We start from the raw sequence: 17,966 nt of genomic DNA, 5'->3' as shown, positions 1-17,966 counted from the left end.
TGCTCGGGAAGACTCACTGGATCGACTGGTCGAGTGGCCCGCCCAGCGCGAGCTCCTCGGCGACGTCACCGGGCTCGCGCTGCTCGACGCCGGCTGTGGCAACGGTGCCAAGGTCGCCCAGCTGGTCCAGGAGGGTGCGGGCGCGTCGGTTGGTGTCGACATCAGCGACGGCTTCGTCGTCCCGCCGACGGGCTTGGAGTTGATCCAGGGCGACCTCTCCGACCTGTCGGCGCTGCCCGGCTTGGCGGGCCGTCGGTTTGACCGAATCATGTTCTTGCAGTCCTTCGGTTACGCCAGGGACTCCGTACTCGCCCTGACGGTCGCCCGCGAGATGCTCACCGACGATGGCTTCATCCTGCTGACTCGCACTCATCCGGTCCGCTACGCGATCGAGCGCGCTGAGGAGAACGGCGCGACGCTGGGGGAGGAGTACTTCTCCACTGAGCCCTTCGCCTATCGCCACCGGAACTGGGACGACGCGGTCACCCTGACCAAGCGGCCGTACACGATCGCGGACCTCCTCAACACTTTCAGCGCGGCCGGACTGTGGGTCGAGGCCGCCGCCGAGCCCGCGATGGCTGCCGAGGTCGGCGAGCGCTACCCGCACAAGCGGGCCGTGATGAACCAGTATCTCGGCATCCTCTTGTTCAAGCTCAGGCCGCTGCCGCAACGGCCTCAGTAGCCACGGGAGCCGTCGACCAGCTCACGCAGGATGTCGAGGTTTCCGGCATGCTGGGCCGTCTCCTCGACCATGTGAGTGGCTATCCAGCGCAGGCTGACCAGCGGGTGGGGTCTGTTGAACGATCAGGGGACGTCTGATTCAGCGGCCTTGTTCACGATGAGTTCGAAGTCGATGGGGTCCATCGGCCGAGAAGGTCTTGGCGTCGGCGTCGGCGTCGGTTGAGAACGTTCCTTGCCGTAGGGCGAAGAAGTTGACCCCTTGACCAGTTGCTGCAACGCCGGCTGCAACGTCGCGAGACTTGGATGGACGACGCGTGCCTTCGGGGCCGGAGGTCAGGCTCAGACAGGGCATGACAAACGCTGACCGCTCGCGCAGCCGCGCCTGGGGGTCAAGGGGTCGCAGGTTCAAATCCTGTCAGCCCGACACATAAGCGCAGGTCAGAGGGCGGTTTCTCCATCGGAGGAACCGCCTTCTTGCGTCATGGGTGGCAAATGGGTGGCATTTGGAATCTGCCTGGTGCGAAACCCCTTGACCCGGACGGGACATTCCTGCCATGACTAAGCACCTGACAGCGCCCTTCTCAACGCCCCTCTCGACGGACGTTCCGGCATGAGCTGGGTCGAGGCCCACGGCACCGGCTGGCGCGGCGGCTACCGCGACCCCGACGGCCGGACGAGGCACACGGGCACCTTCAAGACCAAGCGCGCGGCCAAGGCGGCCGGCGACGACGCGGAGGGCAAGATCCGCGCCGGGAAGTGGATCGACCCCACCGCGGGCAAGGTCACGTTCGCCACCTACTTCGAGACCATCTGGTACCCCAACCGCGGCGGCGAGCTGAACACGCGCAAGACCTACCTCTCCCACTACCGCACCGTGCTCGGCCCGCGGTTCGGCGCCAAGGAGCTGCGCCGCATCCTGCCCTCCGACGTCCAGGCGTGGGTGGCCGACATGGGCCGCGAGGGCGTGAAGCCGTCCACGATCAAGGCCCGAGTGAAGGCCCTGCAGACCGTGCTGGCCGCCAAGAAGGGTGCGTCCGCCATGCGCGACGGGCTCATCGAGCGCAACCCGGTGGAGGGCGTGCAGCTCCCGACGGTCGTCGAGGACGAGCCGGGGGTCTACACCCCGGCCCAGGTCGACCAGATCATCGCGGCCATGGACCCGTGGTGGCGGCCGATCCCGCTGCTGGCCAAGGAGACCGGGCTGCGGTGGGGCGAGCTGATGGGGCTGACCGTGGCCTCGTTCGAGCTCGGCTTCCGCACCGTCACCGCCCGACGCACGATCGTGGAGACCTCCAAGGCGGAGTCCGGCAACGGCACCCGCTTCGTGTGGAAGGACTACCCCAAGGGCAAGCGGGCCCGCACGGTGGGCATCCGCCCGGCCGCGGCCCGCCTGGTGGCCGAGCTGGTGGCCGAGCGCGAGCTGGGACCGTCCGACCGGCTGTTCTCGATGCCCGACCCGACCCTACCGGCGGACTGGCACCCGCCGCTGACCCTCATCTGGACGCCCAAGCGGACGGACGTCTGGGACAGCGGCCTGCCGGTCAGCCGGGCCTTCTACCGCACCGGCGTCTGGATCCCGGCCGTGCAGAGCATCGGGCTGCCCTACCTCAAGCCGCACGCCCTGCGCGGCTCCCACATCAGCTGGCTGCTCGCCGGCGGCGCCGACCTGCCTACGGTCATGGAGCGCGCCGGCCACCGCGAGTTCGACACCACGCGCCGCTACATCGGGCGCATGCCCGACGCCGACCAGCGCGCCCTTGACGCTCTGGACAAGGCGATGGACCAGTGGTGAGCGAACCCCTTGACCGCGTCCCGAGCATGCGGCCATGACCACTCCCGCCCCGCCCGCTGACGGGCTGACCCAGCAGGACCTCAACGACCTGCGCGAGGCGCTCCAGTCCTCGGCCGCCGCTCTCGAGGAGACGCCCACCGACCACGCCGACACCCGCGAGCGCGCCAGGCGCGAGGAGGTGGCCGAGGCTCCCACCTACGAGGCCGCCTACGCCCAGCTCGCCGCCGCCGTGCCGGAGGGCCGGCGCATGGCCTACGTCCGTTCGCTGGCCGACGACGCGGCTATCCACAGGTCCTGAATCGGTCGCTCACCCGGGCCGCAGGCTGTGACATGGTGAACTTGCCAACGCTCGGCATTCGGGGCCGGGCGGCAACCGCTCACCGGGAGAGCGCATGTCGATCTGGAAGGCCATCAAGGACTACGACCGCTCGGACAAGAGCCGGCCGCGCGCCGTGCGCTGGACCGTCGAGCTGGTGATCCTGGCGCTCATCGTCGTCGGGTCCTACGTCATCCTCACCAGCTGGTTCCGCGCTGACGGCGCCGAGCCGACCGCACCGCCCGCGGCCGCCGCGCCCATGGCCGACCCGGGAACGGACGCCTGCGCGGAGTCCTGCCCGACCGAGCGGCAGGAGTTCGCCAAGAAGAACCGGCGGAAGTTCGTCCGCGGCAAGCTGGGCAACGGCGAGGGCGAGACCGTCGCGACGAAGTTCAAGCGGAAGCTGAACCGCGAGTGGAAGAAGGACGACGACGAGAGCCAGATCGACAAGCAGTTCATCCCGAAGCCGTGGTGGCGCGGCGAGATGCCTGCGGCCTACTGCATGTTCCAGTGGATCGACCGCGTGCTCTGCCTGGCAGGCGGGGAGAAGGGCGAGGAGATGGTCTCGGACCTCTACAAGGTCCGCATCGTCTGCTCGGGCGCCGCGACGATCGGCCTCGTGAAGGGTGGCGGCGTGCTCGGCTGGGGCAAGGGCGCCGCGGGCTGCTGGTGGGCCGCTGCCGCGGGGTACGTGGTCTCCCAGGACGGTCCCGACTCCTCCAGCGAGCAGGCCTACATGGCCCGGCCCGGGGTGCGCTGAGTCAGCGCTCGGGCAGCTCAGCATGCTGCGTACACGACGGTCGCTCGTCTGCGACGTCTGCGAGCAGGTCGAGAGCGACGAGCTCGAGGTCAAGAAACGGACGCTCAAGGTGAACACGAAGGAGGTGGAGGTCGAGGTGTGCGCCGGGTGCTGGCCCGCCGAGACGCTCGACCGCATCGTGTCTGCGGGGCGCCGGCCGGGCATGGACCCGAAGGTGATCCGCGAGGCCTCGCCAGCCGCCCGCCGCAAGGGTGGCGTGCCCGCCTGACTTCCCGAACGCTCCACCCCGGGTGCTCCGACTGGAGCCCCGGGGTCGCGGCCTGTGGTGGGCAGGCCGAGGCGGTTGAGTCGCCCTGGGTTGGTTGGAGTCTCCAGAAGACCCAGGGCGACTCAAGCGGCCTCAGGGCTGCCTCACCCTCGATCGCGGCGCTGAAGCCGGTCACGTTGCCCGCGGCCATGCCGGTCATCCAGTCCAGGCCCTCAGCGGGGTAGGGCGCGCCCGAGGCTATGACGCCGGTGGCGGTGGCATGGGGCAGCCGCGCTGCGCACGCGAGTGCGTGAGGTCCGCCGCCGGACCACCCGATCACGACGCACTGCTGCACACCCAGGTGGTGCAGGACGCTTTCCGTGTCTGCGACCACGTCGACGACTGCGCGCGCCGGTAGCCGCGTGGAGGCGCCGTACCCGGGGCGCGAGATCACGAGCACGCGCAGCCCCCGCTCATGGGCGGGGACCTCGAGGAACCGCAGCCGGGTGGCCGCCACCGGGGTGCCGGGATGCAGGACGACCACCGGACCGTCCTGGGGCCCGGTGAGGCGGACGTCCGCACGCCGGCCGTCAGGGAGGATCACGGTGGCCACCGGAGCAGTGAAGCCCGCGGAGCATGCGCCTGCCAAGGACTGATCCGCGCGAGGCTCAGCCCGGGCGGTGCTCATCGAGCATCCAGCAGGCGGCGAAACGAGGGTCGACGGTGTCGATGCGGAATTCCGTCCTTCGCTATGCGGCATCGCCACGAGTTTCTCGTGCTCTCGACAGTGACGAAGTCCCCTGAAGAAATGTCGAGGCGTGATGCGTGGTGTGGGAGGAGGGCTCGCTGCCCCGCCTAATGTCGTCGCATGAATTTTCTCGGGCGTTCGTCGGCTGGCTTGGATTCACGGACGAGGCGGTCGCGCGTCCTGGTAGGCGTGGTGGCGCTCCCGCTCGCGATGACGTCGTGCAGCACGAACAACTCTGATTCGGCAGCATCTGAGCAGCCCACGGCGAGCGAGGCCCAGCAAGGGTCGTCCGACCCCGCTGCTGTCGACAGGAGCGCTCTCACCGATCAGGCTCGGCGGTTCGTCGCCTTCGCGAGATCAGGCGACTCGGAGGTCACGTGGGCCGACGAGGTCACCTACCGGTTGTCGGGTGACGAGGTTGCCGTGCTCTCATCCACCGAGGCCGACGACCCCGAGTCCTGGGAGGGCTGTGTCGAGGGCCAGAAGACCTTCCAGGAGCGTCGGTGCCCGGTGTCGCTCCTCTCGGTGGTGGAAGCCTCTTTCGCCAGTGGAGGCCCAGTGGTGAGCACGCGAGTGCCGGCCACGGTGGGCTGTACTCGCGTGAGCGCCCGCAGCTCGTGGTCCGTGAAGGATGTTGCCGCTGTTCGAGCGCCGGAAAGCATGTCGAACTGTGTTGACGACTTCCTGGTCGTTCTCGAGTTCTCCGCCACCGCAACCGTGGACGGAATCGACCTGGAAATGACCAGTCCGTGACGTTCTGGCGACCCTCGTGAATGCGGGATTCTGACTGGGCTCGACCGATCCCCTCACGCGCTCTCCGGCCGCCTCGTCGGCGTCCTGGCGTCGATGAGCCTCCGCGAGACGCTGACCCGGCGCGACCTGCTGGCTGACGCCGCCTGGGAGAGAGCCGACCACGAGGCCGGTGACGCCCAGCGCTGGGTCGTCGTGGTGGGCATGATCATCGCGTGCTGCCTGGGCTCGGGGGGGGGGCAACGAATGGTTCACACGTGATCGAGCCTGAGCTTGTGTGCCGGCAGGAAGACTGAACAGAGGTGCGAACTCAGCAACGGACTGGTCGTCGCGTCCAGCATCGGGGGAGGCCCCACCTGCCGGTTGTCGAGCGCCCTGGTCAGCCGCCTCACCTCGGCGAGCTCCGGCGCGTTCACGGGCAGGTCGTTGCCGCCCCTGAGGTCATTCGTCGCGAACTTCGGCACGGTGGTAGGCGCTCTGGATCATGCACAGTGCAGGCGCTTGACCGGATACTTCGTGCGCCCCTACGTTCATGGTCAGAGATGCTTCACCGGGAGCAGGTCAAGGGGTGCATCCGTGTTCGGCAGAGGAACCAGAGCGACGGTGTCCGGCACAGCTGAGGCGACGGCGTCCGTGGACCTCGTGCGCGGCGAGGACGGTCGCGTGGACGTTCGGCGCACCGCGGACGCCATGGCGCAGGCTCAGATCGCGGCTGGCGTGTGGCCATGGTGGGCGCGTTGGCACCTGAGACGGTCGAACCTGATGATGACCGCCATCCTGGTCAGCCTCGAGGACTCGCACGAGCCTCCGGCGGAACGCAGCTGATCCCGATGGACCACGGCATGGATTCACCCGACGTCGCCGGCGTCCCGCGGAGGCACGACCGGGTGGTCTTCAGTTCACGTTGAGGCCGAAGATGCGGGAGAGCAGCTTGTTCTTCCAGAACGACTCGATCTGCTCGATCGTCGTGTCCGGGGTGTTCTCGTCTACCACCTCCAGGACTGAGACCTGGTACCTGCGCCGCCCGGGCGCTGCCGCCTTCTTCATCCCTTCGTTGCCGCCGTGGCCGTCGGTCGCGTACTGCAGCCAGCGTCCGAACAGGCTGTCGGCGCCCTTCGCGGACCCGACGTACTGGTGGCCGGAATCTCGGTCGACCAGCAGGTAGACGCCCTTCACGCTGCGCAGCACCTGCTGCCAGCCGTTGGGGAGCGTGGGGATGTCCTCGATCGGCCGGACGAACTCGCGGAAGCCGGGGAAGCGGGGCTCGTACTGCTCGGCGATCTCCACGACCGTCTTCGGCTGCTTCGCTGCGTGCTGCACCCAGCTGCGGGTGCCGGGGCCCCAGTCGATGACGACGCGGTCCCGGTAGTCGGCCAGCTCGTCGAGCAGGGTGAGTTCGTAGTCGTGGAAGCCTGAGACGTCGTGCCCGGTGACGAGGTCGGTGCTGTCGTCGGGACGGGTGCTGACGCCGTCCACCCGGTAGAGCCCGACGAAGACCGTCTTGCGGGCCTCCGTGACGACGAACCCGGCCAGGACCCCACCGAGTGGGAATCGGTCCTTGCTCTGCACCGCCTGGTACCGCTCGAAGGCCCCACGGTCCTGCCGCCACGCCTCGTACAGGCGACCTGGCCGCAGCCGCCCGTCCTGGTGTCGCACCAGGCGCACCTGGGCGGCGTCCACGCCGGCGAGGGCCAGGAGGTGGTTGAAGGTCAGGACGGAGGAGGCAGGAGACGACATCGCCCGCGACCATATCGAGCACTCGCCCGGAGCACAGGGACATGCCGACGTCACGGCAGCCGGTCGCAACCGCGCGTCGCAGGCTGCAACGATCGTGACGTCAGGAATGCCATGATCTCGTCATGGCTTCACCGGAAGAGCTGGAATGGGCGCTCGGCTACAACGCCTACGAGCGGTTGGCCGAACCGCGGGAGCTGCAGCGGTTGCTCGCTCCGGCGATGGCGGAGTTCGACAGCGACGGCCGGGTCCCCGGCTGGTGCGGGGTCGACCTTCTCCGGGCATGGGCGTTCTGGCGTGTCCGGGAAGCGCACCACGCCGGTGACGGGCAGCTCGGTCGCGACTGGGAGCCCGTGCTTCAGGCGCTGCGACAGCATGCCTCCGTCCGTGAGGAGGAACGGCCGCCTCCGGTCGGCGGCTGGCTGCCCCGGGACTGGGCCGACCGACTCCAGTCCCAGCTGCCTGCGCTGCTGTGGCCGCAGCTCGTGTCCTTCCTCTACGCCGAGCGTCGGGCGCACGACGTGGTCCCGGCCGAGTCGGCGGTCTTCCGTGCCCTCGAGCTGACCTCGTTCGCCGACATCCGTGTCGTCATCGTCGGTCAGGACCCGTACCCGACGCCCGGAGACGCCGACGGACTGGCTTTCTCCACCACGTCCGACACGAGACCGCCGGCCCTGCGGAACATCTTCAAGGAGCTGGCCGCGGACACAGGGCTGCCCGCCCCGACGGGAAGCAGCCTCGAGGGCTGGGCTCGACAGGGCGTCCTCCTGCTCAACACGGCACTGACGCTGCGCACCGGCAGCGACGCCGACCGAGCCGTCCACCGCGACTGGAAGGGGGACAACGGTGGGTGGCAGGCCTTCACCGACTCCGTGATCCGCGCGGTGGCGGCCAAGCCCGAGCACGTGGTCTTCGTCCTCTGGGGGTCCCACGCCCACGGCAAGGCGGAGCTGGTCGAGGGAACCGGGCACACGGTGCTCCGGTCTGCCCACCCGACGTCATACCCATCGGCGACCGTGCCCTTCGCCGGGAGCAGGCCCTTCACGCGGACGAACAAGGCGTTGTCCGCGCACGGCCGTGGAGAGATCGACTGGGCGGGCTCGCTCTGAGGCGTTACGCCCCGGGTGAGGCCGCGGTCGGTCGGTTCTGCTGGGCTTGACGCCCGGCGGCGTCCAGCGGCCGCCACGACACGACCCGCAGCACGAAGGAGCCGCCGTGCGCCTCGAGACCGACGACCTGTCGCCCACCCAGGAGCGCAACCGATCCTGGTTGGCCACTCATCCGCTGGCACTGGCGGCGATCCTCGGGGTGGTGGGCGCCGTGCTGGTCCCGATCGCCTACGGCGGGTCGGTGGCCGGCCTCGTGGGTCTGCTGGGCGGGGCCGCCATCGGCTGGGGAGTCTCCGTGGAGTACCGGCGGGAGCAGCCACGCGGTGCGGCGAAGCTGGGCTACGTCGTGGTGTGCGCCGCGACCATCGCGCTGCTCGTCTACCTGAAGTCCACGTGAGCCGGTAGCGCTCGCCGCACCACCCGCCGCCGCAGGGTGGGCGAGGCGGTCACCTCGTACCCGGCGTGCAGGAACACCTGAAGCAGACCGACGGACGCCTCGTCCCAGATGACCTTCTTGCCCGGCGGCGGCTCCATCGGGTAGCCCTCGAGGAGCCGGGCGCCCACCTGCGCGCCGTGCTCGACCGTCGCCTCCGCGAGGTCGTACATCACCCGCAGCCCGCGCATCTCCTTGCGCACCACGAAGCAGGTGACCGACCAGACGCCCTCCAGCTCCGGGTCCATCCGCATCCACGGCTGGCGGCGGCTCCAGATGCGTGGGTACTGCTCGCGCGGCTCGACGGCGACCCACCCCGCGGGCTCGCCGTCGAGGTAGCCGATCAGGCCGGACGTGGGGCCGTCGGTGCCGCACGCGGTCTGCTCGACCTGCGCGGCCTCCCGCTCGTCCTGCGTGGTGTCGCGCCAGATCCAGCCCGGCGCCTTCAGGCCCTGGCAGCGGCAGCGCTGGGCGGTGCTGGAGGCGAAGACCGCGTCGACGTCCTCGCGCGTGGCGTGGTTGGCGGGCAGCCAGGTGAAGGCGGGCACCGGCCTCACCTCCCGCCCGCGGCCCGCAGGCGCAGCCGCAGGACGACGAGCTCGGCGGGCTTGAGCGGCGCGAACCCGACGAGCACGGTCACCACGCCGGACTCGACCTCGGCCGCCGTCATCGTGGACCGGTCGCAGCGCACGAGGTACGCCTCACGAGCGGTGCTGCCCTGGAACGCCCCCTGGCGGAACAGCCCCTCCAGGAAGGACGTGCAGTTCAGGGTGACGGCCTCCCACGTCGCCGGCGTGCTGGGCTCGAACGCCACCCAGCCCAGGCCTGCCGCGAGGCTGCGCTCCAGGTGCAGGGCCGTTCGCCGCACCGGCAGGTAGCGCCACTCGGGGTCGCTGCTCAACGTCCGCGCGCCCCACACGACGACGGCCCCGGTGCCCGGGGGTTCCCGCAGCGTGTTGACTCCCAGAGGGGCGAGCCGCTCGCTGTCGTCCGCGCTCACGGGCGTGGCCAGGGAGACCCCGTGCACGCCGGCGTCGAGCCCCGCCGCCGGCGTCCAGACGCCCCGGGCGGCGTCGGTCCGGGCCATCACGCCTGCGACCACCCCGCTGGAGGCCACGCTGCGGGAGCGCCCGGGCGCGAGCGGGTCGGGCACCAGCAGGCGCGGGTGGAAGAGCGCGGCGTCCCGCGTGCGCTCCAGCACCGGCCCCACGAGCGCGGCCACCTCCTCAGCACCAGCGCCAGCGCCGGCACCGGCCTCGGACGCGGCGGCGTCGGCGAGCAGCACCGCCCGCTGCTCGGCGCAGAGACTCACGGCCGCCTCCACGACGGCACGCTGCTCGGCCGGCGGCAGGCCGGCGGTGGCGGGCAGGCAGAGCAGGTCGATGGGCGGCTCCAGCCCGGCGAGCGTGGGCAGCGCCGCGAGCAGCCGGCTGGCGAGGCCGTCGACCGGGTCGGGGGCGTCGGCTCCCGCCACGCTCATCGCCTGCCACGGACTCACCGCCGCGCCGTCGTCCGGCTCGCCGCTCGCCGTGGCGGCGCCCCGCCGTGGTGACCTGACGCCCTCGGCCCCCACGGCCAGCCGGACCAGGTGCGAGGCCGCGTTGACGACGGCCACCGCCTCGGCGGGGTCGGCGAGGTCGCGGAACTCCTCGGCGGCGACCACCCGCCCGTCGTCCTCCTCCCGGATGAAGAGGCTGAAGAGGCCCCGCCGGCTGCCCGCGACCACCGCCACGCGCAGCCCCGACCCCAATGCGCCCGGGCTCGCGGCGGTGACGTGCAGCGCGGTCCCACGGCGGGCGCGGCCCGCCGGCAGGTCCACGGACGCGGCGGTGTCGGCCGGGTCGGCCACGCGCACCGCCCACGCGACCTGCCCGCCCTGCGCGAAGAACTGCCACAACCCGTAGGACGCCTCGCTGCGTGGGTGCAGCCCACCGAGGAGCCGCGCCGCCTCGGCCACGGAGGTCACCCGCACCGGCGTGCCGACCGGGCCTCGGGGGAACCAGTCGACGAAGGCGGCGGTCGACGTGCTCGCGGCCGTGATGGTGCGCGCGGTCGGCGGCAGCTCCTCGACGTGGACCCCGGGGGTGCTGTGGCTCGAGGGCATCGCGGTTCCCTTCGCCGGCGGCCGTCGTGCCAGGACTACCCCGTGGGCGCAGGGAAGTAAAGGCTCTCCGGCGGGCGACGTGTCTCCTGCGGGCCGGTCGGGTGATGGTGCGGGCGCCGCGCGGAGCGCGGGCGCTAGGGTCCCGGCGTGCCCGAGCCTGATCAGCGCCCCGAGGCGGTCGCGCTCGCCTACGACACGGTCGCGGCCACCTACGCCGCCCTCCTGCCCGACACGCGCGCCGAGACCCCGCTCGAGCTGGCGGTGCTGGACGCGTTCGTGGCGGCCGTCGGGCCCGGTGCACGCGTGCTCGACGCCGGCTGCGGCACCGGACGGATCACGCGCTACCTGGCCGACCGCGGCCTCGCCGTCCGGGGCGCCGACCTCTCGCCCGGGATGATCGCGATGGCCCGCGAGCACCAGCCGGACCTCTCCTTCGAGGTCGCCCCGCTGACCCGGCTGCCGCACGAGGACGCCTCGCTGGACGGCGTCGTGCTCTGGTACTCCACCATCCACACCCCGCGCGACGGCCAGGAGCGGATCTGGGCCGAGGCCCGTCGCGTGCTGCGCCCCGGTGGCCACCTCGTCGCGGCGTTCCAGGCCGGCACCGGCACCCGCGACACGGCCCCCTCGCACCGGCGGCACGGCCACGAGGTGACCCTGCTGCGCTACCGCTTCACCGCCGACGAGGTGGCCTCCTGGTGCGCGGGCGCGGGTCTCGTCGATACCGCCCGGATGGTGCGGGGCCCCGTCGGCTCCGAGGTCGACGACCAGGCCGTCCTGCTGGCGCGCGTCGGTGCGTGAGCCTGCCATCGGGACCGGGCGTTGCCGGCAGCGGGAGGTGCCGGGAGGGCGCAGCGAGCAGGACGGCCCGGCTGGTCAGCGGCGCGCGAGCAGCACGCCGAACACGTTCTCGTCGCGGACGACGCCGTCGACCGCGTGCTCGGCGAGCAGCGTCCGCAGGGCGGCGTCGAACGCCGGCAGCCGGTCCCCGAAGAGCCGCGGCGCCGCGAACGAGGTGGAGCGCAGGTAGCCGGCCACCGAGTCGATGCTGCGCTCGTGCACCACGGGCACGGTGACCTGCTCGACCCGGCCGAACGGGGAGGCGGCGAGCACGTCCTCGTGGCGGCGGCCGTCGGCCGGGCCCACCCCCGAGCCGGCACGTCGACGCTCCCCGAGGAAGGACTGGATCAGGGCCCGCACCTCCTGCTTCCACGGCTGCGTGGAGGTCCAGACGCTGGCGTCGCCCATCACCGCCACGGTCGCGGTGGACGAGGCGTGCTCGGCGAGTCGCGCGAGCACCGCGTCCGGGTCCATCCAGTGGAAGGCGCGGCAGACCGTGACCAGCTCGGCCGCCCAGCCGTCGTCCGGGCGGAAGTCCTCGGCCGCCGCCACCACCCACCGCACCCGCGGGTCCGCGACCTCACGTCGGGCGACCGCGACCATCTCCGGCTCGGGATCGACGCCGATCGCCTCGTCGAGGTGGGGCAGGAGCGCGTCGACGACCAGCCCCGTGCCCGTGCCGAGATCGAGGAGCCGACGCGCACCCGGCGTGCCCAGGAGCGGTGCGAGCAGGGAGACCACCTCGGGCGGCAGCCCGGAGCGGTGACGGTGGTAGTCGTCGGCGGCACCGGTGAACAGGTCGCGACGGGACGCGGGAGGGGCCACGCGGTCAGGGTAGTGCTGACCGCGTGGCGGGGCCGGCACGGCCCTGACCTGCGAGGGTGAGGCTGAACCGCCGCCAGGTGGATACATCTGCCAGGTATGTCCCCTCTGCTGCGACACCGGCTCACACGCCTGGCGTGGGCGGCGCTCTACGCGCTGGTGGTGGTCGTGCCGTTCTCGGTGCTGGCCTACCTCGTGCACGCCTCCTTCACCCCGCTGGTCGAGGCCGACCGCAACGTCGTGCTCGCGGCCACCTCGGTGACGCTGGCGCACCCGTGGTTGAAGGACTTCCTGCTCGTCTGGTCGACGCTGAGCCAGCCGCTGCTGGCCTACGCGGTGGTGGGCCTGCCGCTCTGCTTCTGGGTCGGCCGCCGCCCCGCGCGTCGGACGCGGGCCTGGTGGGCCGCCGCCACGATGGCGGGCGGCTGGCTGGTCGGCGTGACCACCAAGGAGATCGTCCGGCGGGCCCGTCCCGTGCTGGACGACCCGGTGAGCCAGTTCGGCTCCTACAGCTTCCCCTCCGGCCACGCGCTCAACTCCGCCGTCATCGCCACCACCTGCGTGCTGCTGCTCTGGCCGCTGCTGGCCCGGCGCGGTCGGGTGGTCTCGCTGCTCGTCGCCGTCGGCTGGGTGCTGATGGCCTGCCTCGACCGGGTCTTCCTGGGGGCGCACTTCCCCTCCGACGTCGCCGCCGGGGTCGTCCTCGGCACGGGCCTGGTGCTCGCCTCGCACGCCGGCTTCCGCGGGTGGACGCCGTCGATCCCCGCGAAGGACGAGGACCAGCACGAGGACCCACGTGAGGACCAGGGCGCGGACCAGTCCGGCTCCGCCCGGACAGGAGCACGCCGATGAGCACCGCGAGCACGCGCACCCACGTCGCCCAGCGTGCGGACTCGGGCGGCGGGGGAGGCCTGCACCGCTGGGAGCGCGACACCACGTCGCCGTCCGCGGGGGAGGCACTGCGGGACCTGGGGCTGCGCGTCGCCGTTCCGCTGGTGGCCTGGTTCGGGCTGCTGCTCGGCACGGGCTGGCTGATCGTGGACGGTCCGTTCGCCGGCCTCGGCAGCGCCGAGGAGGGCGTGAACCGCTGGTTCGTGCAGCACCGCACCGGGGCCGGCAACACCATCAGCCAGCTGTTCTCCTACGCGGGCAACACGATCACGATCGTGGGCGTCTGCCTCGTGGCGGTCGCGCTGCTGTGGTGGCGCGCACGGACGGGCGGGTTCGGGCACTGGTGGTCCGCGGTGGTGCCCCTGGTGGCGATCTCCGGCCAGGCGCTGGTCTTCTTCTTCGTGACCCTGCTGCTGGCGCGCGACCGGCCGGACGTGCCGAAGCTGGACGAGTCGCCCCCGACCTCCAGCTTCCCCAGCGGCCACACCGGTGCGGCGACCGGCCTGTACCTGGGACTGTTCGTGGTGCTCCTCGCCCTCGGCCCGGCGCGCGGCTCGCTGCTCGAGGGGCTGCGTCGGGTCGGTCTCGTCGTGCTCCTGCTGCTGCCGTTCCTGGTGGCGCTCGCCCGCGTCTACCGCGGCATGCACCACGTCAGCGACGTGGTGGCCGGCCTGCTCAACGGGGTGGTGGCGGTCTGGCTGGCGTGGCACTGGCTGCGCCGCTCGCGCGGCGGCGGGGCTCACACCCGCGCGAACCACGCCCGGAAGAACGAGTAGACCCCGAAGCACGCCAGGCCCAGCGCCACGAGGCCGAGCACGACCTGGCCCGCCGGCAGCTGCTGGAGCGAGCGCAGCGCGCCGTCCAGCCCCGTGGCCCGGCCGGGCTCGTGCTCGGCCGCGGCGACGATGAACAGCACGCCGACGGCCACGAGCGCGAGGCCCTTGCCGACGTACCCGGCGGCCCCGGCGACGACCGCCGGGACGCCCGGGTGCTCGCGCAGGTCGCGCAGGAAGGCGCGGCGGGCTCCCTTGACCACGTGGTAGCCGCCGATGGCAAGGACGACGGCACCGACCGCGCCCACCAGCCACTGACCGGCGGGCCAGCCGATGACCATCCTCGTGAAGTCCGACGTCGTCCGGTTCGAGGAGCTCCGGCCCCCGGCGGCGAAGACGGCGGCGGTCCAGCCGATCGCGGTGTAGCCGACGAGCTTGGCCGCTGCCTTGGCCTTGTCGCCGGCACGCCGCCGGACGATCGCCTCGGTCAGCTGCCACACGGCGAGCAGCGCGAACCCGGCCACCAGCACCCACAGCGCCAGCTGACCGCCGGGCTGGCGCGCCAGCTCGGCCAGCGCACCGGACTGGCTGGCCTGGTCGCCGGAGGTGCCCTCGGCGATCTCCCACGTCAGCCACGCCAGCAGCAGGTGCAGCACGCCGTTGGCGGCGTAGCCCAGACGGGCGCCCCACTCCACCACCGGGGAGTCCCCGGCCTCGCGTGCGTGCTCGCGCACGGTGTCCGCCGTGCTCACGTCGCTCGCCTCGTCCGACGCACCCACCGACCGCACCTCATGGGCACAGCGTCCTGCGTCGCCGCGGGCGGCGGAACACCCGGCCCGCCCCGGTGCGGACCGGTCGCGTCACACCGCCCAGGAGGCGACGTCCCACAGGGCCGCGACGTGCCGGGCGTCCGTGCCGCAGCAGCCGCCGAGCACGCGGATGCCGCCGGTGCGCTCGCGCACCTGCGCGGTCGTGGCCGCGAGGAGATCGAGGTCGCCGGCGTCCAGCTCCTCGCTCTCGTCCAGCTCGGCGTGGGAGAGGGTGGAGGCGTTGGGCCGGAAGAAGGTGATCCGCTGCTGCCACGCCCCACCGTCGAGCCCGGCGAGGAGGTGGCTCGGGTGGGCGCAGTTCACGCCGAACCAGTCCGGCGCGGCCGCCGCCTCGACCGCCGCGAGCGCCTCGCCCAGGGGCTGACCGTCCGGCAGGGTGCCGTCGGTCTCGACCGTGAGCGAGACCGCCACCGGCAGCCCCACCTCGCGGGCGGCGCGGGCGACGCCGATCGCCTCCGCGGCGCCGGTCATCGTCATCGCGTGGACGAGGTCGGCGCCCGCGGCGGCCATCGCGCGCACCTGCGGCAGGTGGTACTCGGCGGCCTCGTCGGCGTCGGTGCCGCCGGAGCGGTACCCGTCGCCGCGCGGCCCGACCGACCCCGAGGCCAGCGCGTGCCGGGCCCCCGAGGCCTCGCACGCCTCGCGCACCACCGTCACGGCCTCGCGGGTGGCGGCGTCGAGCGCCGCCGGGCCGTACCCCAGCCGCTCGGCCCAGTCGGGGCTGGCGCGCCAGGTGGCGGACTCCAGCAGCAGCCCGGCCCGGGCGGCCCGGGCGATCGCGGCGTACCCGGTGTAGTAGTCGAGCAGGGTGCGGCGACCCTCGGGGTCCGCGGCGAGCGGGAACGCCGCGAACTCCGGCAGGTCGACGCCCCGGTTGAAGATGAGGTCGGTCTCCAGGCCGCCGTCCGTGACCCACGTGTGGTCCTCGAGCAGGTCGTCCATCTCGTTTCTCCCCCTGTATGTCGGCCCTGTACCTCGGCCCTGTACCTCGGCCCTGTACCTCGGCCCTGTACCTCGGCCCTGATCGTCGGCACCCGTGCGCCGTCCGTGACCCGTGTCACTCCCGTGGGTAGCAGAGCGACCGGCCCCGCGGCCACGTCCAGACCGCGAGGGCAGCGGCGGCGGTGGAGTCACCCGGCCCGGGCGAGGCGGGGGAGGCGCTGCCCCGCTTGGCTCGGGCTCCGACGTCCTCCGGGGGGGAAACGATGTCCACACCGAGCCTGAGCACCCGCCTGGCCGCCGAGTTCCTCGGCACCTTCGTCCTGGTCCTGGGCGGCTGCGGCACCGCCGTCCTCGCGACCACGAACCCGGACGTGGGGGTGGGCTGGCTCGGCGTCGCGCTGGCCTTCGGCCTGACCGTGGTCACGATGGCCTACGCCGTGGGCCACCTCTCCGGCGGGCACTTCAACCCCGCGGTCACCCTCGGTGTCGCCGCGGGCGGGCGGATGGCCTGGCGCGACACGCCCGCCTACCTGCTCACCCAGGTCGCGGGCGGGCTCGTCGCCGGCGGGGTGCTCCTGCTCATCGCCTCCGGGCAGGAGGGATTCTCGGCGGGGGAGTCCGGGTTCGCCTCCAACGGCTACGGCGACCGCTCACCCATGGGCTACGGGCTGGTGGCCTGCCTGGTCACCGAGGTCGTCCTCACCGCGGTGTTCCTCTGGGTCATCCTCGGCTCCACCGACTCCCGCGCACCCAAGGGGTTCGCCCCGCTCGCGATCGGCCTGAGCCTGACCCTCATCCACCTCGTGAGCATCCCGGTCACCAACACCTCCGTGAACCCGGCACGCTCCATCGGCGTGGGGCTCTACGCCGGCGCGGACGCCGTCGCGCAGCTCTGGCTGTTCGTCGTCGCCCCGATCGCGGGCGCGCTCGTGGCAGGCTTCTCCTACGCCGTCCTGTTCGCCGACGACGAGGCCGTGAGCCTCCCGGAGGCCATGGAGACCTGACCCGGACCCGAGGAGCGCGATGCCTCCGACCGTGCTGCACGTCGTCACCAACGTCGCCCACTACGACGACCCGGGTCGCCCCACGGGCCTGTGGTTGACCGAGCTGACCCACGCCTGGGAGGTCTTCGAGCGCGCCGGCGTCGAGCAGCGCATCGCCAGCCCGGCCGGCGGACCGGTGCCGCTGGAGCCACGCTCCCTGGGGCCGGGCAACCTCGACCGAGGCGGGCGCACCTGGCTGGCCGACCCCGCGCGGATGGCGCTGCTGCAGGACACCGTCGGGGTGCGCGACGTGGACCCCGGTTCGCTCTCGGCGGTCTACCTCACCGGCGGGCACGGCGTGATGTACGACTTCCGGGGGTCCACGGCGCTGCAGGACCTCGTCCGGGGCGTCCACACCTCCGGCGGCGTCGTCTCCTCGGTGTGCCACGGCTACTGCGGCCTGCTCGACGTCACGCTGGACGACGGGGCCCACCTCATCGCCGACCGGCGGATGACCGGGTTCGCGTGGGCCGAGGAGCGGCTCGCTCGCGTCGACCGGCACGTGCCGTACAACGCCGAGCAGGTGGCCCGCGCCCGGGACGCCCGCTACGTGAAGGGCCGCCTGCCGTTCGCACCCCACGTCGTGGTCGACGGACGCCTGGTCACCGGCCAGAACCCGGCGTCCGCGCGACGCACGGCGCAGGCCGTCGCGGGCCTGCTCTGAGCACGCCGCACCACGCCGAGGACGACCCCCAGTGCGACACGCTGCACGACGTGTGGGACTCGGGGGTGCGTCGCGGCGCTCTTTGCCGTAGCGTTGCCCACGTTGAAGGGACGACCCCGGTCGTTCTTGCCGGGCACGACGCCCGGCTGGTATCTCGTAGTAGTTCTGGTCTTCGGTTCGCTGGACATCAGTTACACCAGATGTCTTCAGCTCTCCCCGGCAGGCAGGTCGCCCGCCGGTACACCGAACGCAAGGAACAGATCATGGCTCAGGGCACCGTCAAGTGGTTCAACGCTGAGAAGGGCTTCGGCTTCATCGCCCAGGACGGCGGCGGCGCGGACGTCTTCGTCCACTACTCCGCCATCCAGTCCAACGGCTACAAGTCCCTCGACGAGAACCAGAAGGTCGAGTTCGACGTCACCCAGGGCCCCAAGGGCCCGCAGGCGGAGAACGTCCGCCCCCTCTGATTCACCGGGTAGTCCCGGAC

The 17,966-nt window shown here is 72.3% G+C and carries 23 protein-coding genes and 1 pseudogene; 15 read left to right on the top strand and 9 right to left on the bottom strand.

Features of this window, described 5'->3' with window-relative positions; translation table 11 throughout:
* Positions 1-16 precede the first annotated feature (16 nt).
* Positions 17-682, top strand: coding sequence for a class I SAM-dependent methyltransferase (locus M8316_RS11480; protein WP_308196010.1), 666 nt, complete (start codon positions 17-19; stop codon positions 680-682).
* On the opposite strand, the gene M8316_RS11475 is transcribed toward M8316_RS11480, so the two are convergent.
* Positions 676-783, bottom strand: a complete 108-nt coding sequence (locus tag M8316_RS11475) for a mycothiol transferase (RefSeq protein ID WP_372490285.1) — start codon at positions 781-783, stop codon at positions 676-678. The two genes, M8316_RS11480 and M8316_RS11475, sit on opposite strands and share 7 nt — an antisense overlap.
* 508 nt (positions 784-1,291) lie before the next feature.
* On the opposite strand from M8316_RS11475, the gene M8316_RS11470 reads away from it, so the two are divergent.
* From M8316_RS11470 to M8316_RS11455, 4 genes are all read left to right on the top strand, one after another.
* Complete coding sequence (locus tag M8316_RS11470; protein ID WP_250054674.1) at positions 1,292-2,473, top strand: tyrosine-type recombinase/integrase; 1,182 nt, start codon at positions 1,292-1,294, stop codon at positions 2,471-2,473.
* A gap of 34 nt (positions 2,474-2,507) precedes the next feature.
* Entirely contained in the window at positions 2,508-2,771 is a 264-nt protein-coding gene (locus tag M8316_RS11465) for a hypothetical protein (protein ID WP_250054672.1), read from the top strand.
* Positions 2,772-2,865: 94 nt separating this feature from the next.
* On the top strand, positions 2,866-3,549 hold the full coding sequence (locus M8316_RS11460) for a hypothetical protein (RefSeq protein WP_250054670.1): 684 nt from the start codon (positions 2,866-2,868) through the stop codon (positions 3,547-3,549).
* Between the two features lie 22 nt (positions 3,550-3,571).
* Positions 3,572-3,817 (top strand): hypothetical protein, encoded by a 246-nt coding sequence (locus tag M8316_RS11455; protein WP_250054667.1) that lies wholly within the window; start codon positions 3,572-3,574, stop codon positions 3,815-3,817.
* A gap of 46 nt (positions 3,818-3,863) precedes the next feature.
* On the opposite strand, the pseudogene M8316_RS21285 reads toward M8316_RS11455, so the two are convergent.
* Positions 3,864-4,484: pseudogene (locus M8316_RS21285) on the bottom strand (alpha/beta fold hydrolase); the annotation flags it as partial.
* A gap of 252 nt (positions 4,485-4,736) precedes the next feature.
* Here M8316_RS21285 and M8316_RS11450 point away from each other — a divergent pair.
* Entirely contained in the window at positions 4,737-5,297 is a 561-nt protein-coding gene (locus M8316_RS11450; protein WP_250054665.1) for a hypothetical protein, read from the top strand.
* Positions 5,298-5,545: 248 nt separating this feature from the next.
* Here M8316_RS11450 and M8316_RS11445 read toward each other — a convergent pair whose 3' ends face one another.
* Positions 5,546-5,758, bottom strand: coding sequence for a hypothetical protein (locus tag M8316_RS11445; protein WP_250054664.1), 213 nt, complete (start codon positions 5,756-5,758; stop codon positions 5,546-5,548).
* A gap of 169 nt (positions 5,759-5,927) precedes the next feature.
* Here M8316_RS11445 and M8316_RS11440 point away from each other — a divergent pair, with 169 nt between their 5' ends.
* Entirely contained in the window at positions 5,928-6,119 is a 192-nt protein-coding gene (locus tag M8316_RS11440; RefSeq protein ID WP_250054662.1) for a hypothetical protein, read from the top strand.
* 69 nt (positions 6,120-6,188) lie between these two features.
* Here the strand turns inward: M8316_RS11440 and M8316_RS11435 are convergent, their stop codons facing one another.
* Entirely contained in the window at positions 6,189-7,031 is an 843-nt protein-coding gene (locus M8316_RS11435; RefSeq protein ID WP_250054660.1) for a GIY-YIG nuclease family protein, read from the bottom strand.
* A gap of 122 nt (positions 7,032-7,153) precedes the next feature.
* Here M8316_RS11435 and M8316_RS11430 point away from each other — a divergent pair, with 122 nt between their 5' ends.
* Complete coding sequence (locus M8316_RS11430; protein WP_250054658.1) at positions 7,154-8,137, top strand: uracil-DNA glycosylase; 984 nt, start codon at positions 7,154-7,156, stop codon at positions 8,135-8,137.
* A 106-nt stretch (positions 8,138-8,243) separates the two neighbouring features.
* Complete coding sequence (locus M8316_RS11425; protein ID WP_250054657.1) at positions 8,244-8,534, top strand: hypothetical protein; 291 nt, start codon at positions 8,244-8,246, stop codon at positions 8,532-8,534.
* Here M8316_RS11425 and M8316_RS11420 read toward each other — a convergent pair.
* Together M8316_RS11420 and M8316_RS11415 are read right to left on the bottom strand one after the other, a co-directional pair.
* Complete coding sequence (locus M8316_RS11420) at positions 8,516-9,118, bottom strand: hypothetical protein (RefSeq protein WP_250054655.1); 603 nt, start codon at positions 9,116-9,118, stop codon at positions 8,516-8,518. The two genes, M8316_RS11425 and M8316_RS11420, sit on opposite strands and share 19 nt — an antisense overlap.
* A gap of 5 nt (positions 9,119-9,123) precedes the next feature.
* Positions 9,124-10,674, bottom strand: a complete 1,551-nt coding sequence (locus M8316_RS11415) for a phage tail sheath family protein (RefSeq protein ID WP_250054653.1) — start codon at positions 10,672-10,674, stop codon at positions 9,124-9,126.
* A 147-nt stretch (positions 10,675-10,821) separates the two neighbouring features.
* On the opposite strand from M8316_RS11415, the gene M8316_RS11410 reads away from it, so the two are divergent.
* Positions 10,822-11,475, top strand: a complete 654-nt coding sequence (locus M8316_RS11410; RefSeq protein ID WP_250054651.1) for a class I SAM-dependent methyltransferase — start codon at positions 10,822-10,824, stop codon at positions 11,473-11,475.
* A gap of 75 nt (positions 11,476-11,550) precedes the next feature.
* Here M8316_RS11410 and M8316_RS11405 read toward each other — a convergent pair whose 3' ends face one another.
* Positions 11,551-12,339: a class I SAM-dependent methyltransferase gene (locus M8316_RS11405; RefSeq protein WP_250054647.1), complete on the bottom strand. Its 789-nt coding sequence runs from the start codon at positions 12,337-12,339 to the stop codon at positions 11,551-11,553.
* A gap of 96 nt (positions 12,340-12,435) precedes the next feature.
* Between M8316_RS11405 and M8316_RS11400 the strand changes: the two genes are divergently transcribed.
* Together M8316_RS11400 and M8316_RS11395 are read left to right on the top strand one after the other, a co-directional pair.
* Positions 12,436-13,188 carry a phosphatase PAP2 family protein gene (locus M8316_RS11400; RefSeq protein ID WP_250054645.1) on the top strand — a complete coding sequence of 251 codons (753 nt, stop codon included), beginning with the start codon at positions 12,436-12,438 and terminating at the stop codon, positions 13,186-13,188.
* Positions 13,185-14,003 (top strand): phosphatase PAP2 family protein, encoded by an 819-nt coding sequence (locus M8316_RS11395; RefSeq protein ID WP_250054643.1) that lies wholly within the window; start codon positions 13,185-13,187, stop codon positions 14,001-14,003. Before M8316_RS11400 ends, M8316_RS11395 begins: the two co-directional genes overlap by 4 nt.
* Here the strand turns inward: M8316_RS11395 and M8316_RS11390 are convergent.
* Positions 13,967-14,752: a DUF1206 domain-containing protein gene (locus M8316_RS11390; RefSeq protein WP_250054641.1), complete on the bottom strand. Its 786-nt coding sequence runs from the start codon at positions 14,750-14,752 to the stop codon at positions 13,967-13,969. The two genes, M8316_RS11395 and M8316_RS11390, sit on opposite strands and share 37 nt — an antisense overlap.
* A 108-nt stretch (positions 14,753-14,860) precedes the next feature.
* On the bottom strand, positions 14,861-15,772 hold the full coding sequence (locus M8316_RS11385) for a homocysteine S-methyltransferase family protein (protein ID WP_250054640.1): 912 nt from the start codon (positions 15,770-15,772) through the stop codon (positions 14,861-14,863).
* Between the two features lie 263 nt (positions 15,773-16,035).
* Between M8316_RS11385 and aqpZ the strand changes: the two genes are divergently transcribed.
* The 3 genes from aqpZ (at position 16,036) to M8316_RS11370 (ending at position 17,946) form a co-directional block, all read left to right on the top strand.
* Complete coding sequence (aqpZ, locus tag M8316_RS11380; RefSeq protein ID WP_250054639.1) at positions 16,036-16,776, top strand: aquaporin Z; 741 nt, start codon at positions 16,036-16,038, stop codon at positions 16,774-16,776.
* A gap of 19 nt (positions 16,777-16,795) precedes the next feature.
* On the top strand, positions 16,796-17,479 hold the full coding sequence (locus M8316_RS11375; RefSeq protein WP_250054638.1) for a type 1 glutamine amidotransferase domain-containing protein: 684 nt from the start codon (positions 16,796-16,798) through the stop codon (positions 17,477-17,479).
* 263 nt (positions 17,480-17,742) lie between these two features.
* A complete protein-coding gene (locus M8316_RS11370) occupies positions 17,743-17,946 on the top strand; it encodes a cold-shock protein (RefSeq protein WP_250054637.1) in 204 nt (67 codons plus the stop codon).
* The last annotated feature ends 20 nt before the right edge of the window (positions 17,947-17,966 follow it).

This window comes from Nocardioides bruguierae (genome assembly GCF_023554635.1).
Taxonomy (GTDB): Bacteria; Actinomycetota; Actinomycetes; order Propionibacteriales; family Nocardioidaceae; genus Nocardioides; species Nocardioides bruguierae.
This window is presented reverse-complemented; position numbering and strand designations above follow the sequence as displayed.